This is a genomic window from Anaeromassilibacillus sp. An250 (genome assembly GCF_002159845.1).
Classification (GTDB): Bacteria; Bacillota; Clostridia; order Oscillospirales; family Acutalibacteraceae; genus Anaeromassilibacillus; species Anaeromassilibacillus stercoravium.
The window spans coordinates 51,233-66,640 of record NZ_NFJK01000004.1 but is presented as its reverse complement, the minus strand read 5'-3'; the positions used below and the strand labels follow the sequence as shown (position 1 = coordinate 66,640).

Here is a 15,408-nt window from a genome sequence, read left to right as displayed (position 1 = left end):
AAATTCCAGATATCTTTTCCGGCTCATCCGCAGGCAAGGTGCGCCGCGGCAGCCCCTCGATTTTCTCAACGATACGCCGTAATCTTCCGGAAGGTCGTGCGGTTCACGCAGTCCTCCAAAAGCGCTTCGCTGTCCAATGCGGATTCCGCCTCCAAGAGCTTTTCCATCTCCGGGCGGGTGCGCGGATGCTTCGGCGTAAAGACCGTGCAGCAATCCTCATATGGCTGGATGGAGAGGTCGTATGTGTCGATTTTGCGCGCCATTGCGACGATTTCGCTCTTGTCCGTGCCGATCAGCGGGCGGAACACCGGCATCATCGCGGCCGCGTCCGTGCAGACGATCGCCTGCAGCGTCTGGCTGGCCACCTGCCCCAGGCTCTCGCCGGTAATCAGCGCGGAACAGCCCTCCTTGCGCGCAATGCGTTCCGCCGCGCGCATCATAAAGCGCCGCATAATCAAGGTGAAGTACTCCTCGGGGCATTTGTCCCGGATCTCCTCCTGAATCCTCGTAAACGGCACCGTAAACATAAACATCCGGCCCGCATATTCGCTGACCTTTTGCAGCAGGTCGACCACCTTCTGCTCCGCGCGCTCACTGGTGTAGGGCGGGCTGGCGAAGTGGACAGCCGTCAATTCCAGGCCGCGCCGGGCCATCTGCCAGGCAGCCACAGGGCTGTCGATGCCGCCGCTGATGAGGATCGCCGCCTTGCCGCCCGTCCCCACCGGGATGCCGCCCGCGCCGGGCAGCGCCTTCCCATGGATATACGCGCCGAAGTCGCGGACCTCCACCCGCACCTCCAGGTCGGGGTTGTGCACGTCGACGTGCAGGTTGGGGAACTGCTGCAACAGGTATTCGCCCACCGCCGCGGAGATCTCGGGCGATTTCAGCGGGAAATGTTTATCGGAGCGTTTGCTCTCCACTTTAAAGCTGGAGATGGTGCTCAACTGGTCGCGCAGGTAGTCCGCCGCGGTCTTCAGGATGCTGTCCATGTTCTTCTCCGCCATGCACGCGCGGGAGAACGCGATCACGCCGAACACCTTCCCCACGCGCTCCGCCGCAGCTTCCAAGTCGATGCCATCCTCCAGGGGCTCCACATAGATGGTGGACTGCGCCTCGCGGATATCAAATTTCCCCAACGGTTCCAAACGCCGGCGCAGGTTACGGATCAGGGCGAACTCAAAGCTCTGGCGGTTCAGCCCCTTTAATACAATTTCACCCAATTTGATCAAAATAATCTCTTTCATCTTACAAATCCTTACTTTTATTTTTTGACAGCCAAACTGGCCATGCCCTCGCGCACCCCTTCGATGAGGGCGTCCACGTCTTCCAGCGTATTAAACCGGGAAAAGCTGACCCGCAGGGCCGATTGAATCCGCTCTTTGGGCAGCTGCATGGCCTCCAACACCGGGCTCTGCTTCCCCTTGGAGCAGGCGGACCCGGACGACACGTAGACGCCCCGCGCCGCCAGGAAATGGAGCATGGTCTCCGCGCGGACCGCGCCCGCGCTGAAATTGACGATATAGGGCAGCGCGTCCTCCGGCGAATTGAGCGCCACGCCGGGCAGCGCGCGCAATTTTTCCCGGCAGGCCGCGGCAAGCTCCTGCGCGTGCTTCAAGCTCTCGCCCACCGCCGGGAGCGCCTCCACCGCCGCGCCAAAACCGCCGATGGCGGGCAGCGCCTCCGTGCCGGGCCGTATCCCGCGCTCCTGCCCGCCCCCAAAGGAGTGTGGCTGAATCCGGATGCCCTTGCGCACATACAACGCGCCCACGCCCTTGGGCCCGTGGATCTTGTGCGCGCTGATGCTCATCAGGTCGATCTTTTTCCGCTCCGGTTTGGTATCGAGCTTGCCAAACGCCTGCACCGCATCCACATGGAGCAGGGCCGGCGCTTTCTTCAGCGCGATGGCGCGCGCCGCCGCCTCAATGGGCAGGATGGTCCCCACCTCATTGTTGACCGCCATCATGCTGACCAGCGTGGTGTCGGGCCGGACCGCCTCCAGGACAGCCTCCGGCGCGATATGGCCCTCCCGGTCGGGCTGGAGCCAAGTGACCTCCCAGCCCTCCTTTTCCAGCTGGCGCACGGCGTTCGCCACGGACGGGTGCTCGATCTGCGTGGTGACGATATGCATCCCCATGCGCTTCCGGGCATATGCGGCGCCAAAAATGGCCAGGTTGTTGCTCTCCGTCCCGCCGGAGGTAAAGAACACCTCTTCCTCCTTCGCGCCCAGCGCCGCAGCCACGCTCCGGCGCGCCTGGGTCAACGCTTGTTCCGCGCGAAAGCCCAACGCGTGCAGGGAGGAAGGGTTTCCGTAATTTTCCGTCATCAGCTCCATCACCTTGGCGGCCGCCGTCTCGCATACGCGGGTGGTGGAGGAATTGTCGAGATACACTTCGTTCAAGGGGCAGGACCTCCGATATGTCTATTCATAAGTCCCTATTATACACCATCCCGGCAGTCTGGGCAACGCGCGCCATTGCAATTTTGGATTTTCTGTTTATAATAAGAAGCAGCGAATCCGGGACAAGCGGGGACGCCCCCCGGCCTTTTGCCGGGGGTTCCGGCGCACGCCGAAACGCTGGCGCGGCAACGCGCCAGCTGCGTCCCCGCCCTCCCGTTCCATCCAATCTTGAAAGGAGCGCCGCTATGAAAAACACCAAACAGCGCGAAGCCATGCTGTGCGTCCTGCGCCAGAGCACCGACCCGCTGAGTGCGGAAGACATCTTTGCACAGATGAAGGCGGCGTTCCCATCCCTGGCGCTGTCCACCATCTACCGCAACCTGGAGCGCTTCGCCGCGGACGCGCTGGTCGAACGCAGCGACTTTGGCGACGGTGTGGTGCGGTATTCGCTGGCGCGGGAGCAGCACGGCCATTACCTGGTCTGTACTGGGTGCCATGCCAAAATCAAGCTCTGCGACTGCCCGCTCTCCGGCATGGAGCGGACCATCGCGGAGGAGACCGGCTTCACTGTGGAAAGCCACACATTGACGATCTATGGCAAATGCCCGAAATGCGCCAAAAAGCCGGAGACAGGAGGGACGTCCCATGGAATTTGAACTGCGCCCCTGGCGGATGGAGGACGCCGAAACGATCGCCCGCTACGCCAACAACCCCAAAGTCGCCGCCAACCTGCGCGACGCCTTCCCCCACCCCTATACCCAGCGGGATGCGGCGGCGTTTATCCAAAGCTGCCTGGACGCGGACCCCGCCCGGTGCTGCTTCCGCGCGATCGCGGTGAATGGGGAGACGGTTGGCAGCATCAGCCTTTCCATCGGAGAGGATATTTCCTCTAAATCGGCGGAGCTCGGCTACTGGCTGGCGGAGCCGTACTGGGGGCAGGGGATTATGCCGGAGGCAGTCCGGCAGATCTGCGGCTTTGCCTTCCAAACCTATGGCCTTGCGCGCATCTTCGCCGTGCCGTTCGCCTATAACCTCGCCTCCCGCCGCGTCTTGGAAAAGGCAGGATTCCAACAGGAAGGTCTTATGCGGAACAGCGTCTACAAGCGCGGCATGCTCTACGATTCCTATTTATATGCGCGGACGAGCCAAGACGGACCCGCGCATGATCCAGACCGGACCGACCGGGAAGAGCATGCTTCCGGCAGGCTGAAATGAGGTCAGCCTGCTCACAGGTTTTGTAATATTTTTAAGGCAGAGCGGCAAATCGGATTTTTATGATGGCGGGGAGAAAACATCGTATGGTCGATTTTATGATTGATTTTATCGCAGAGTTTATAGCGAGTCTGATCGAATGGCTGGCAACGCCTTGGGTGGATAAGATGAATAAAAAATGGAAACGCAGAAAAAAATAGGTGGATTTCCATGACCAAGCGTACACCGTGAAAATCCATCACGACGCGGAAGGGAGGCCGAAGCATATTCGCCTTCCCTTTTTCTATGCGCATAGGCAGAAAGGCGCGGCTTTCCAGGGCCAAGGGAGAAAGCCTGTGAGAAATTGACTTTGCGATAAAGATGGAGCGCCGTTTGACCGCACCAAATAAATCCATCTATACTTGGGTATGGATTTTAGTCCCCAGGAACACAAACTGGAATGAAGAAAAAATCAAACGGCTGCTGTCCGGAGGATTCCCCCAAAACAGCAGCCGTTGCTTTCTGTTGCGTTATGAACGTCCCTACAATGCCGTGCCAGACGCCGCTGGCAAGAGGTACGCCCGAGCGGGCAAGCCACGCCGGATGGCGTTCCAACCCGTTCCCTATCGTTTTGTGGATGTATCGTTCCCTGTAGCGCGGACGCTTTTATAGATCATGTAGGCAATAAAGGCCAGCAATACCGCGTCCAGGCCGATCATCGGGCCATTCCCGTCCATGATCTCAAACACCATCAGCACCAGGACGGCGATCCCTAAGATGCAGTAGCCCAACAGGCCGATTCGAAATTTTGGTTTCAAGTTGACTCCCTCTTCCCATTCGTTAATTCCTGTAGCAAAGACAGGATGTTTTGACAGCAATCCGATTTATCGAACGCTTTGCACGCGGCGCGCATATCCGCCAAGCGGCGCGGGTCCTGCAAGAGGGACCGCACCATAAACGCACAGCTCGCCCCGCTCTTGAGGCGGACGCCCATCCCGTGCGCCTGCAAAAACTGGGCGTTGTCCTCCTCCTGGCCCGGGATCGCGTCGAAGACGGCCATCGGCAGCCCGCTGGCCAGCGCCTCCGAGACGGTCAGCCCGCCGGGCTTGGTGATGAGCAGGTCGGATGCGTGCATATACTTCTGTACTTCGGTGGTAAACTCGACCAGGTGGGTCGGCTTGGAGCTGTTTGGCAGCTCCTTTTGGAACGCCTTGTAAAGCGTTTTATTCTTTCCGGTGATGACGATCACCTGGAACGCCGTGCCCAGCGTCGAAATGTCGCGGTACACGCGGAGGATGTTTTTCACGCCGAAGCTGCCCGCCATAATCAAAACCGTGGGCAGCTCGGGGGATAGGTTCATCCCGCGCAGCAGCGAAGCGCGGTCCTCCTCCTGGTAAAACGCCTCGAAGATTGGAATGCCAAAGGTATGGATTTTTTCCTTGGGCGCGCCCATCCGGACAAATGCATCCCGGAGCCCGTCCTCCGCCACCACATAGGCGTCCACCTCCGGCGCCAGCCACGCCATATGCGGGCCGTAATCCGTCACCACGTTCACCAGCGGGGCGCTGACCAGCCCCTTCTCTTTCAGGCGCGAGACCATCTGCCCGGCAAAATGGTATGTATCCAGGATGACGTCGGGCCGGAACTCCTCGATCAAGGGCAGGAGCTTCCGGGCGAGCATCCCGTTTACCCGCGGCAGCAGGGCGGCGAATTTGGTGTCGCGGTTGGTGCTGCGGTACAGCGTTCCAAAAATCTGCGGGGCATGCTTGGCGGAAAACTTATATCCGTCGCAGCAAAGCGCGTTCACCGCGCGCCCCACATGCCGGAGCGCGTCCTCCACGCGCACCTCTGCGCCCGGCAGGTGCTCGCGGAAATAGGCCTCCATCGCCTGCGCCGCGCGCTTATGGCCACCGCCCGCCGAGGCGTATAGCAACAAGATTCTCATAGCGCTTTCTCCTTTCCTGTGAGCGAGCGGATGAGCCAGAGGATGTTTTCCCCCGATTTGGATTTGTCAAAGCGCTCGCACGAAGAACGCATGTCCTCCAACCGGCGGTTGTCCGCCAAAACAATGCGGATGGTCTTGCCGCAGCTCTCCCCAGCCCGGATGCGCACCGCCATATTGTGGGAGAGCAGGAACTGTGCGTTGTCCTCCTCCTGCCCCGGGATCGCGTCGAACACCGCCAGGGGGATGTCGCACGCCAGCGCCTCGGAAACCGTCAACCCGCCGGGTTTTGTCACCAGCAGGTCCGCGGCGTGCATGTATTTTTCCACCTCATCCGTGAAATAGATCAGCTTCGTCCGGCGCTTGCTCTTGGCCAGCTCCACGGCAAACGCCTCATAGAGCTTTTGATTTTTGCCCGTGATCACAATGATCTGAAACACAATGTCCTGCGCCGCGATCTCCCGGTAAATATCCATAATACCCGACACCCCAAAGCTGCCCGCCATGAATAAGATGGTGGGCACGCCCGGTTCCAGCCCCATCTCCTGGAGCAGCGCGGCCTTGTTTTCCTTGCTGAAAAACACATTGTCCACCGGGATGCCGAACGGGTAGATGATGTCCCGTGGGGCGCCCATCTCCACCATCTCGGGGAGCATGTCCTCATTGCTCACCACATAGGCGTCCACCCGCGGCGCAATCCAGGCGCGGTGCGGGCCGTAGTCCGTCATCAGGCAGATCAGCGGCGCCTGCACCAGCCCCTTTTCCTTTAAATGGGAGATCATCTCCGTGGCAAAGGGGTGGGTGGATAGGATCAGATCCGGCTCCTGTTCCCGAAGCATGGGCAGCAGGCGCAGGCCGAGAAGCCCGCTGAAGTGCGTCATCAGCGTGTTGAGCACGCTTTCTTCGTTTGTTGCGCGGTATAGTTGTCCAAAGACCTTTGGCGTTTTGGTCGCCAGGAAGCGGTAACCGTCGCAGCACGTTTTATCCAACAGGGACCCCACACACTTGAGCGCATCCACCACCTCGACGCGCCAGGACGGTTCATACTCCCGCAGGCATGTCTGTACCGCCCGGGCGGCGCGCAGATGCCCCCCTCCCGTTGCGGCAGATAGAATCAATACCTTCACAAAGACCCTCCTTTGGCATTGGAAAAATCCTTTTTCCGCAAATTTATCCTGCCTTGGACGATTTCGACAACTCTTTTGATTTCATTATTATATCATATATTCAGGGCGATTCAACACGAACCACGAAATCTTCTCCATCCGCTACAAAAGGAGGCATCCTTGGAAAGGGCCGCTTGCAAAAATATCCCGATATCTCTGCGCTACCCCTTAAAAAACAACGATTATGCCCGTAAAAAGGCAAATGGCAAGTAAACCGCCAGGAATTGGCGTGATTAATGATAAAGCTGTAACTTTACTTTTATTCAAAAAAGTTATATCATACTATTAAATCCGCAGGATTGAGTGGCGGCGTATGCAAAAAATAGCGGCGGCCCGCAAGGGCCTGTGATAGAGATAGGGAGGCACCAAATGAGCGGCAAAAGATATTACAGACAGCAAGACAGCGGACGCGATATCTATTCTGGTGCGTCCAAGACAAACCATAAACGGCTATGGATCATCGGGGGCTGTGTTCTGGCAGCCGTCGTGGTGGTCTGTGCAGTCGGCGCCGGCATCAAAATGCTCGGTGACCCACAGGTTTCCTCCGAGGAACCGGGCGTGGAACAAACGGCGGAGCGCACCACTTTCCCGAAAGGGATTGTGGTCGAGGGGATTGACCTCGAGGGCATGACCCTGGAGGAGGCCACCGCTGCGGTCAAGGCCGTGGAACCGTCCTTGAGCACCTGCAACATCACCCTCACCTCCGGCGATAAGAGCTGGACATTGACCAACTCCAATTTTACCTACACATACAATACGGATGAGGTGCTGCAAGAGGCCTTCGAATACGGCAAACAGGCCGACGAAGATCTTCTCTCCTCATTGGAGACGCAGCCCAAAACATATGAGATCACCGCAACGCCCGACACCACCAACCTCAAGGAAACCTTGACCACGCTCACCCAGGAGGTCAACCAGGCGGCAAAGGACGCCACCGTTAAATCGTTCGACGCTGCGAGCGAAACCTTTACGTTTGAAGAGGGGCAGAACGGCGTAACGGTCAATATCGACGAACTTACCCAGCAGGTCGAAGCCCTGCTACAGGAAGGCGGGACCGGCACGGTCGAAGTGCCTGTCACCGAAACAGCATACCAGGTGTCCACAGCAGACCTCAAAGCCAATATGAAAAAGCTGGGTACCTACAGCACCGTGTCCACCAACACCAGCAACGGGAACACCAACATGCGGCTCGCGTTGGAAGCGGTCAACGGCACCTGCATCCCGGCGGGCGGCACCTTTGACTACTGGCAGGTGGTCGGGAATACGACCCCTGAAAAGGGATATAAGCAGGCGAACGCCATCATCAACGGCAAGTTTGTCCCGTCCTATGGCGGCGGCGTCTGCCAGACGAGCACCACCATCTATGGCGCCGCGCTGCGGTCCGCCATGGAGATCGTGCAGCGGTCCTCCCACTCGATCAAGGCGACGTATTGCCCCATTGGGCAGGATGCGGCGGTCAGCTATCCAGATTTAAACTTCTCGTTTAAAAACCCCACAAATTACCCTGTGTATATTTCCGCGGGCATGAGCGGAAAAACATTGACTGTCACCATGTATGGGTATCAATCTCCGGACTATGATACCATTGAGATTACCTCCCAGTTGACGGAAACCATCCAGCCCGATTCCACGCCAAAGTACACTGTGGACAATTCCATGGCAAAAGGGACGATGCACTACGACGCCGCGCCGCGGGAAGGATACCGCGCCAGCGCACAGCGCATTTATTACAAAAACGGCCAGGTGGTAAAGACCGAAAAACTTCCGAATTCGTATTACCGCCCTGCGCCGGCCTATTATTCCATCGGGCCGGACACCGACCCGGCAACGGCCGTCCTGGTGGATTATACCGGCAAGCCGGTCAACGGCACGGCTTCCAGCAATGAGACGTCGTCTTCGTCGACGCCGGAAACCACCACGCCGCCCGCTTCCTCCACGCCGGAGACCACCACACCGCCTGCGACCAACAGCGAACCGGAAACCACTACGCCGCCCACAACGGAGCAGCCGGCAGATTCCTCTTCGGAACAGCCGCCCGCCACAACGGATGGGACGGTGGTCCCCACCGTGCCGGACAGCGGCGCCGAAACCTCGGCCGATGTGCAGCCGGACCCGGAAGCGCCCATCACACCCGTCGGCTAATCCCGTACGGGGTAACCTGAAATCAAAGAAAGGAGGCCTGTCTGAAAGATGGAAGCAAAAGCGCCCACGGTCAGCATCATCATCCCTGTTTATAACGTGGAGAAATTTTTGCGCAAATGCCTTACCAGCCTTGTAAAACAGACCTTTCAGGATCGGGAGATTATCGCTGTCAACGATGGTTCCACCGATCACTCCCTGGATATTCTGCGTGAATTTGAGCAAAAATATGATTTTATCACCGTAATCGATCAGAAAAACCGCGGCATGTCCAAAGCGCGCAACCGCGGCTTGAGCCTCGCCCGCGGGGAATATATCTGTTTTATCGACAGCGACGATTACGTTGCGCCCAACTTCTTGGAGCGTTTGTACAACGCCTGTGTGAAAAATGACGCACAAATTTCCTGCTGTTACTATTATTATCTCTTTCCAAACTCCGGCTTTACCTTTGAGTACCCGTTCCGGTGCAATGGGGTGTTTACCCGCGAAGAGGCAATGAACAAGCTTTTGCGCGATATGCAGATTCAAAGCCTGGTATGGAACAAAATGTACAAGCGTTCCCTGTTTACCGATTACAACATCCAGTTTCCAAGCATCGCGTTTGAAGACATGGCGACCGCAAACCGCGTGTTTGCCCATGCAGAGCGCATCGCCGTCCTGGATGAACCCCTCTATTATTATGTACAGCGCAGCGGCAGCACCTTGGCCACCATCAACGCCAGCAAGATCAACGATTTTATCCGCGCTGTTGCGATGGTGCGCGTGTCACTGGAAAAGAGCGGCCAGTTCTGCCAATACCGCAAAAGCTATCTTGCGCTCACGCGAAAAACCGCGCTTTGCTGTTACTGGTACGTACTCCGCATGCACAACGAAAAGAAATCCATGCGCGGCTGTTTAACCAACATGCGCCGGATTAACCGTGCGATGCGGCATTATACGGCGGAATCATTCGACCCGCTGTCCCCGCAGTTGCCGGATGTAGTGTGTGCGCCGACGGACAAGAAATTGGAAAAAGACTATTCCATCCGTTGACACGGACGTCAACCGGCGATGCAGAAAGCTGCATCGCCCTTTTTTCTTGTTCCGTGTTTGGGAACCGGTTCCTGCAAAGAAATTGGGAACTCTCCCGCCAATATCCCTGGAATCCTACGGCTCCCCCTCCCGCACGCAGCATATAGGAAAAATACCCGGAGCGGAGGGCTAAGCGATTTCATTTCGAAAAGTAGCAAGGAAAGGATGTCGACCATGAAAAATGACGGGTTTCTTCGGATCGCCGCCGCCACCCCGCACATTCGCGTGGCAGATTGCGTCTCCAACAAAGCGGCCATCTCCGCATTGCTGCGCGCTGCCAACGAGCAGGGCGTCAGCGCCATTGTGTTCCCGGAGCTCTGCTTGACAGGCTATACCTGCGGCGATCTCTTCCACGATACGACGCTGTTGCAAGCGGCGGAACGCGCGCTTCAGGAACTCATAGAGGAAAGCGCTTCGTACCATCTTCTGGCCGTTGTGGGCCTTCCCGCCGCGTTTGGCGCGTCGCTTTACAATGTGGCCGCCGTATTCTGCCGGGGAAAGCTGTTGGGCCTCACGGCCAAAAGCCATATTCCAAACTACAGCGAATTCTATGAGGCGCGCCATTTTTCGCCCGCACCGGACACGCCTATCCCGGTCACATTCTGTGGGCAGGAGACCTTGCTCGGGCGTGAACGGATTTATTCTTGCGCGGATGCGCCGGAGTTCACCGTGGGCGTGGAGATCTGCGAGGACCTCTGGGTCCCGGAGCCGCCCTCCAGCCGCATGGCCCAATGTGGGGCGACGGTGCTCCTGAACCCCTCCGCCAGCGACGAAGTAATCGGCAAGGCGAATTACCGCCGCAGCCTGGTCCGCGACCAATCGGCGCGGCTCTTCTGCGCCTATGCCTATGCGGATGCCGGGGAGGGAGAATCCTCCACCGACCTGGTCTTTGCCGGGCACGATTTGCTCGCAGAGAACGGCGCGATCCTGGCGGAAAGCCAGCCCTTTACCACCGGGCTGGTCACCGCAGAGGTCGATTTGCAGCGCCTGGTGCAGGAGCGCCGCCGCGCAAACACCTGGGCGGACCGCTTCGGCGGCCCGGCGCCCATCCCCTTCTCCCTATCCCTTCCGGAGCTGACCCTGACGCGCCCGTTTGCGCGCCTCCCCTTTGTGCCCCAGGATGCGCAGGACCTTTCCGGCCGCTGCGAGATGATCCTGCATCTTCAGGCATCCGGATTGAAAACCCGCTTAGCCCACACCGGCGTCCAACATGCCGTGGTGGGGCTCTCCGGGGGGTTGGATTCCACCCTGGCGCTGCTGGTGACCGTGCGCGCATTCGACGCGCTTTCCCTGCCCCGCAAGGGCATTTTGGCTGTGACCATGCCCGGATTCGGCACCACCGGCCGCACCAAGGGCAACGCGGAAAAGCTGGCCGAGCTTCTGGGGGTCGATTTTTGCACCGTGCCGATCGGCGACGCGGTGAGCGGCCATTTCCAGGACATTGGCCACGATCCCACGGTACACGACGTGACGTATGAAAACGCCCAGGCGCGCGAGCGCACCCAAATCTTGATGGACCTGGCCAATCAGAACGGCGGCTTGGTCATCGGGACCGGGGACCTCTCCGAGCTGGCGCTCGGCTGGGCGACCTACAACGGCGATCACATGTCCATGTATGCGGTCAACGCCTCCGTGCCCAAAACCCTGGTGCGCCACCTGGTCCACTATGCCGCCCAGCAGTCCGGCGGCGCGCTCTGCGAAGTGCTGGAAGACATCCTGGACACCCCGGTCAGCCCCGAGCTTTTGCCGCCCGTGGACGGCGTGATCTCGCAGAAGACGGAAAGCCTGGTCGGCCCGTACGAGCTGCACGACTTCTTCCTCTATCATATGCTTCGCTTTGGTTTCCCGCCGTCAAAGATTTACCGGATGGCGCTGCGCACCTTTGCCGGGAGTTACGACGCAGCCACCATCTATAAATGGCTATACACTTTCTACCGGCGCTTCTTCGCGCAGCAGTTTAAGCGGTCCTGTTTGCCGGACGGCCCCAAGGTCGGCACGGTCGCGCTCTCTCCGCGCGGCGACTGGCGGATGCCCAGCGACGCCAGCGCACGCCTGTGGCTGGAAGAGCTGGAAGCGCTTTCCATCGAATAGAAGAATATTTGTAGGGGGTATCTTGTATGAAAAAAGTTCGTATCACCATCTTAAAGACCACGCTGGATGAAGAACTCGCCAAGGAGTATGGCGTCGAGGGGCTGACCGCATGCCCCATGATGAAGGCCGGGCAGGTGTTCTATGCGGACCACGCAAAGCCGGAAGGGTTCTGCGACGAGGCTTGGAAAGCGATCTATCAGTATGTGTTCGCCCTGGCCCACGGCGCAGAAAACGGGCTCTTCTACTACGGAGATTGGATCCGCAAGCCGGGCGTGGCGATTTGCAGCTGCAACGATGGCCTGCGTCCGGTCATCTTCAAGCTGGAAGCGACCGACGAGGAAGCCGTCATCAACTATACGCCGGTGCGGTAACGGGAAAGCACCCTCCTGGATTTCTCTGGGCCGGATTCCGATTTTGCCGGGATGCCAATTAGTTGATCCCCATCCTCCCAGAGTTGTGTGAAAATTTTGAAAAACGGTGCCCTTCTCTGCCTATTCGATGGCAAGGGGCGCCGTTTTTTGGCTTCTATTGCCAAATTGCGCGATGTGGAAAAACCAACTGGTGTGTCTCCCATCCCTTGCCAACGCCACAACGCGCAAAATGCGCCAAACCGAAAGGGGCGGAGCCTTTCGGCCCCGCCCCTCCCGGTTTGGATAAGGAAGAATTTATGAAAAAGAGTCTTGTAATCGATTATTGGCCGCTGGCCTGTACCAGCGTTACATCCGCAGTGAATGTGCGTCCTGTCAGATCGTTTACTACCGTCAGCGTCACTTTGTCGCCCGGCTTCAGCTTGCTCACATAAGAAGTGATGGTACTGCTGCTTGTGATGTTCGTATCATCGATCTTTGTGATGATGCATCCCTGGGTAATGCCCGCGTTCGAAACGGATTCATTGCTGATGGACGCTACATACATGCCGGAGGTCAGGCCATAAAAACGGGCGGACATGCTGTCCAAATACTGGCCGGTAATGCCAAGCACCGCTCTGTCTTTCACATAGCCGTATTCCTTCAAATTGCTGATAACGGACTGTGCATCGTCAATCGGGATTGCAAAGCCCAACCCTTCGTAGCCTTCCGCCACGATTTTGCTGGAGTTGATACCAACCACCTGGCCATACATGTTGACCAGTGCGCCGCCGGAGTTGCCGGGGTTAATGGCGGTATCGGTCTGGATGCAATCCATCGTGTAGCCGGTTTCACTGTTGGTAATCTGGCGGTTCAGGGCGGAAACGATGCCCTGCGTCACGCTGGAACTCAGTTCCAAGCCGCCCGGGTTGCCGATTGCCATGACGCTGTCGCCAACCTCCAAATCGCCGGAGGAACCAAATTCTGCGGCTTGCAGGCCGGTTGCATCGATCTTAATGACGGCCAAATCCGTGATGCTGTCGCTGCCAACCAGCTGCGCTTCATAGCTTGTGCCGTCCGACAAAATCACTTTCAGGGAAGAGGCACCCTCCACCACGTGGGCGTTGGTGATGATATAGCCATCGCTCGTCGCAATGATTCCGGAACCCTCGCTTGCCGGAGAGACTTCATCGCCCGCGTCACCGCTCTGCGCCCCTCCACCGAAGAAGAACATCGAATTATTGTTGCTTCTCTGATAATTCTGGATGCATACCACAGACGGGATGACCTTCTTTGCCACCTCTTGGGGAGTCAGTTCACCGGATACCGTGCTGGCCGGCTGATTGTTGTCCACCAGTTTGTTGATGGTAAACGCCGGTTCTGTGGTACTACCGGAATTATTGACGGAGATATAGCCGTTGTTAATCAGGGCGACAAACCCGCCGATGGAGCCAACGGAAACCATCAAGCACGCCATCACACCGGCTACAACCTTCAGGGCTATCTTTTTGCCTTTGGACATCGGCTTCTTTTCTTTTTTCGGCTTCTGCGGCTTCTGGGCTGCCTGTGTATATGGGTTCTGATAGCTGTGGTAATAGTCGCCCTGCCACATCACCTGGCTTTGACGGTCGCTGTAATCGCTTTGTCCATTGGCGCTGCCGGAATATCCACCGTAAGGAGAATAGGATGGATTCCCCTGCGATTGGTGGTATGCGTTGTACGGCTGCTGGCTGTAATTGGCTTGATAATTGGAATAGCCGTTGGACGGATTGGTGTAAGCGGACGTATAAGACGGCGCCTGTGTTTGTTCGGTATGGGCTTCATTGGAAGCTTGGCTTTCGTAATGGTCCGCCTCTTGGGCGCTTTCAGAAGCATCCTGCACCGCTTCGCTGGTGGGCTCTTCCGATGCGTTTTCAAATTGGGCCTGCTCCGTAGAAGCGGCGTCCGCCTCCTGATTTCTATTTTCGGGATTGTTCAATCCTTCGTTCAAAGTATTGTCCATTTCGTTCGGATTATACATAAGCTCATTTCCTTTCCCAGAAATCTTCATATTTATTCAAATGGTTTATATTCTTGGTCATCCCTTGGGTTCCTTCCGTCCCCCTCGGTGTGATTTTATTATGCCAGTGCAATGTGACCGCTGTGTGAAGACTATTTTATGTTTTCCTGATAACTTGCAGAAGAATCCCTGTATTCCATACGCGAATATCCTTTTCTGGTTTTGCCAAACGTATTCGCCCCTTTCAGGGCCAACTTTTGAAATCGGAAATCCACAAGGAACGCGAGACAGCCGGGCACGAATCCGTGCCCGGCTGGTTCTTCTGCCGCCCCTTTTCAGGAACGCGCTATATGCGATTGCCGTTTTCCAAAAAGAAAAATCCTTCGTATTCGCAGCCAAGTGCTTCGGCAATTTCCCTGCATTCCTTTTCTGAAAAGGATCTTGCTTTCACTTATGTTACAGGTTTCTTCTCAGATTGTCTTCTATCTCATAGGAAACGCCGTTCTTCTTCAAAAAATCTTCGATCGCTTCATCCAGTAATTTTGAAAGGGGAATCCGTGTCTCAATGGAATACTTGCGGATCGCTCTATATAGCCCCTTATCCACCGAAGAGGATAGGCGTTCCCGATATTTTAAATCACCCATCTCACCGCTCCTTTCTCTCTTTCTTTATTATATTGCCTGATGGACTTGCATACAACTCACATAAGCTTTATAATATTATTAAGCTTAATAAGCTAGAAAGGAGCATCCACCATGAAAACCATCCTGCAAGACCTCTATTATGGGAATCTCAATCCCAGCGGAAAGGCGTTCCTCCCGGACTCGCCCTATGGCCGTCTGGTCAACGATCTCACCGAGACGGAGGAAAAACTTCTGCCCCTGCTCACCAGCGCGGAAAAGCAGCTCTATGCCGCCCTGGTCCAGCACAACCTGGATATCCAGTCCCTCTCCTGCGAGGAATCCTTCATCGACGGAGTCCGCCTGGGGGCGCGCTTGATCCTGGAAATTTTTTCAGAGGCGGACGGTTGCCTGCGTGCCCTTGTATAAACCGCCTCTTTCTT

At 57.1% G+C, this 15,408-nt stretch carries 14 protein-coding genes; 7 read left to right on the top strand and 7 right to left on the bottom strand.

Translation table 11 applies throughout. The annotated features are described in order from the left end of the window. Window positions 1–65: 65 nt before the first annotated feature. Both thiI and B5F54_RS04580 read right to left on the bottom strand, forming a co-directional pair. Window positions 66–1,244 (bottom strand): tRNA uracil 4-sulfurtransferase ThiI, encoded by a 1,179-nt coding sequence (gene thiI / locus B5F54_RS04585; RefSeq protein ID WP_087231156.1) that lies wholly within the window; start codon window positions 1,242–1,244, stop codon window positions 66–68. A gap of 17 nt (window positions 1,245–1,261) precedes the next feature. Next, complete coding sequence (locus tag B5F54_RS04580) at window positions 1,262–2,389, bottom strand: cysteine desulfurase family protein (RefSeq protein ID WP_242969642.1); 1,128 nt, start codon at window positions 2,387–2,389, stop codon at window positions 1,262–1,264. A 254-nt stretch (window positions 2,390–2,643) separates the two neighbouring features. On the opposite strand from B5F54_RS04580, the gene B5F54_RS04575 reads away from it, so the two are divergent. Both B5F54_RS04575 and B5F54_RS04570 read left to right on the top strand, forming a co-directional pair. Beyond that, complete coding sequence (locus B5F54_RS04575) at window positions 2,644–3,054, top strand: Fur family transcriptional regulator (protein ID WP_087231152.1); 411 nt, start codon at window positions 2,644–2,646, stop codon at window positions 3,052–3,054. Beyond that, window positions 3,044–3,613: a GNAT family N-acetyltransferase gene (locus tag B5F54_RS04570; protein ID WP_087231149.1), complete on the top strand. Its 570-nt coding sequence runs from the start codon at window positions 3,044–3,046 to the stop codon at window positions 3,611–3,613. The genes B5F54_RS04575 and B5F54_RS04570 overlap by 11 nt, the downstream gene beginning before the upstream one ends. Window positions 3,614–4,212: 599 nt before the next feature. On the opposite strand, the gene B5F54_RS04565 is transcribed toward B5F54_RS04570, so the two are convergent. From B5F54_RS04565 to B5F54_RS04555, 3 genes are read right to left on the bottom strand one after another with little or no spacing between them, the layout of a single operon-like run. Continuing rightward, on the bottom strand, window positions 4,213–4,407 hold the full coding sequence (locus B5F54_RS04565) for a hypothetical protein (protein WP_087231147.1): 195 nt from the start codon (window positions 4,405–4,407) through the stop codon (window positions 4,213–4,215). Then, a complete protein-coding gene (locus B5F54_RS04560) occupies window positions 4,404–5,534 on the bottom strand; it encodes an MGDG synthase family glycosyltransferase (protein WP_087231144.1) in 1,131 nt (376 codons plus the stop codon). The genes B5F54_RS04565 and B5F54_RS04560 overlap by 4 nt, the downstream gene beginning before the upstream one ends. Continuing rightward, a complete protein-coding gene (locus B5F54_RS04555; protein WP_087231141.1) occupies window positions 5,531–6,658 on the bottom strand; it encodes an MGDG synthase family glycosyltransferase in 1,128 nt (375 codons plus the stop codon). Before B5F54_RS04555 ends, B5F54_RS04560 begins: the two co-directional genes overlap by 4 nt. 408 nt (window positions 6,659–7,066) lie before the next feature. On the opposite strand from B5F54_RS04555, the gene B5F54_RS04550 reads away from it, so the two are divergent. The 4 genes from B5F54_RS04550 to B5F54_RS04535 all read left to right on the top strand — a co-directional run bounded on the left by B5F54_RS04550 (window position 7,067) and on the right by B5F54_RS04535 (window position 12,369). Beyond that, window positions 7,067–8,839, top strand: a complete 1,773-nt coding sequence (locus B5F54_RS04550; protein ID WP_087231138.1) for a VanW family protein — start codon at window positions 7,067–7,069, stop codon at window positions 8,837–8,839. Between the two features lie 48 nt (window positions 8,840–8,887). Then, on the top strand, window positions 8,888–9,868 hold the full coding sequence (locus B5F54_RS04545) for a glycosyltransferase (RefSeq protein ID WP_087231135.1): 981 nt from the start codon (window positions 8,888–8,890) through the stop codon (window positions 9,866–9,868). Between the two features lie 213 nt (window positions 9,869–10,081). After that, window positions 10,082–11,998, top strand: coding sequence for an NAD(+) synthase (locus tag B5F54_RS04540; protein ID WP_207651949.1), 1,917 nt, complete (start codon window positions 10,082–10,084; stop codon window positions 11,996–11,998). Window positions 11,999–12,024: 26 nt separating this feature from the next. Next, window positions 12,025–12,369 carry a TIGR04076 family protein gene (locus tag B5F54_RS04535; protein WP_087231129.1) on the top strand — a complete coding sequence of 115 codons (345 nt, stop codon included), beginning with the start codon at window positions 12,025–12,027 and terminating at the stop codon, window positions 12,367–12,369. Between the two features lie 319 nt (window positions 12,370–12,688). Here B5F54_RS04535 and B5F54_RS04530 read toward each other — a convergent pair whose 3' ends face one another. Continuing rightward, window positions 12,689–14,365, bottom strand: a complete 1,677-nt coding sequence (locus B5F54_RS04530) for a S1C family serine protease (RefSeq protein WP_242969632.1) — start codon at window positions 14,363–14,365, stop codon at window positions 12,689–12,691. 435 nt (window positions 14,366–14,800) lie between these two features. Then, entirely contained in the window at window positions 14,801–14,989 is a 189-nt protein-coding gene (locus B5F54_RS04525) for a ribbon-helix-helix domain-containing protein (protein ID WP_087231127.1), read from the bottom strand. 111 nt (window positions 14,990–15,100) lie between these two features. Between B5F54_RS04525 and B5F54_RS04520 the strand changes: the two genes are divergently transcribed. Then, window positions 15,101–15,394, top strand: coding sequence for a DUF6809 family protein (locus tag B5F54_RS04520; protein WP_087231124.1), 294 nt, complete (start codon window positions 15,101–15,103; stop codon window positions 15,392–15,394). The last annotated feature ends 14 nt before the right edge of the window (window positions 15,395–15,408 follow it).